We start from the raw sequence: 1,012 nt of genomic DNA, 5'->3' as shown, positions 1-1,012 counted from the left end.
CGGAATGTAATCTTTTCGTTCCGTCTTACTTCCATGTCACAAAGGTAATCTTAAAATCTTTTTGAGCAAAGCGAGAAAAGCAAGAATTGTCCGACAAGGACACTTCTTGCTATATATACACATACCGCATTGGAATACATCCACACTAACCGCCCGGCAAAAAAGCCCCGGCGTGTTAGAAAATCCCCCACAGCCTAACAAAATCTACCCCATTTCTACCCAAGGGGATTACACGCCGCAGAAGTCATCCGGGAACATGTCTTCCAGTTCGTCCAAATCAATGGCTTCTTCTTCGGACACCTCCACCCATTCAACGTTTTCTTTCCCTCTTATCGCACATGAGTACATCTCGGCGGCGGCAAGGTTAGAGAACACCTCGTGCATAGGCTCGCCGTTCTCTAACCAGTAAACACAATATTCGACCATAACAGTTTTATCATTTATCGTTGTAATGCCCCTCTACCTCCAAAATGTAGACCTCTACCACTTCCTCGTAAATGTCATAGATTATCCGGTCATGGGCGGTAATGTGTCGAGACCATGTAATATCCCCACCGCCCCTTAACGCTTCGGGATGCCCAAGCCCAGTCTTAGGGTGCTCTAACAATTCTTTGTAGATTTTCTTATACTTCTTGAACAAATTGGGGTTTGATTTCTTCCATTTGGCAATCACCTTATCCACCCCGTCGGAAACCCTAATTGTGTACATCATAGACTGTCGAAATAAGCATCAATATCCTCACTGCTTTTGAGGGTAACACACTTTCCGGATTTGATTTCTTCCCTTGCCTTGTCAATCCTTGCTTGCAGTTCCGGGGTTATCATCAAATCTTCACGACCAACTTTTACCAAAGCGTAAATCTCGTTTTTCCTGCGAATTAGTACCTGCTCGCCATTGTCAGCTTTGGTGAAAGACGCTGCGAGGTTGTTACGGTATTCTCTTACTGATAATGCTTCCATATCTGTTTGCTTTTAAATTCAGTACAAAGATAGCTATATTTCAATAAAATAC

The 1,012-nt window shown here is 43.5% G+C and carries 3 protein-coding genes; all 3 read right to left on the bottom strand.

Features of this window, described 5'->3' with window-relative positions:
- Positions 1 to 228: 228 nt before the first annotated feature.
- Genes FPQ13_RS13160 through FPQ13_RS13150 form a run of 3 tightly spaced genes read right to left on the bottom strand, consistent with a single transcriptional unit; the run spans position 229 to position 960 of the window.
- On the bottom strand, positions 229 to 426 hold the full coding sequence (locus FPQ13_RS13160; protein ID WP_005683054.1) for a hypothetical protein: 198 nt from the start codon (positions 424 to 426) through the stop codon (positions 229 to 231).
- Between the two features lie 10 nt (positions 427 to 436).
- The gene (locus tag FPQ13_RS13155; RefSeq protein WP_050441498.1) at positions 437 to 673 is read right to left on the bottom strand and encodes a type II toxin-antitoxin system YoeB family toxin; all 237 of its coding nucleotides are present in this window, start codon (positions 671 to 673) and stop codon (positions 437 to 439) included.
- Between the two features lie 35 nt (positions 674 to 708).
- Positions 709 to 960 carry a hypothetical protein gene (locus FPQ13_RS13150; RefSeq protein ID WP_004295507.1) on the bottom strand — a complete coding sequence of 84 codons (252 nt, stop codon included), beginning with the start codon at positions 958 to 960 and terminating at the stop codon, positions 709 to 711.
- Between the last annotated feature and the right edge of the window lie 52 nt (positions 961 to 1,012).

Origin of the sequence: Allobacillus salarius (assembly GCF_007559425.1) — a bacterium.
GTDB lineage: Bacteria > Bacillota > Bacilli > Bacillales > Alkalibacillaceae > Allobacillus > Allobacillus salarius.
Note: the sequence above shows the minus strand (reverse complement) of the source record. Positions and strands in the feature narration are given on the sequence as shown.

Bases quoted from the DNA above. Each gene is read 5' to 3' on its own strand.
- FPQ13_RS13150 (WP_004295507.1), bottom strand. From the start codon at position 960: ATGGAAGCATTATCAGTAAGAGAATACCGTAACAACCTCGCAGCGTCT.
- FPQ13_RS13160 (WP_005683054.1), bottom strand. From the start codon at position 426: ATGGTCGAATATTGTGTTTACTGGTTAGAGAACGGCGAGCCTATGCAC.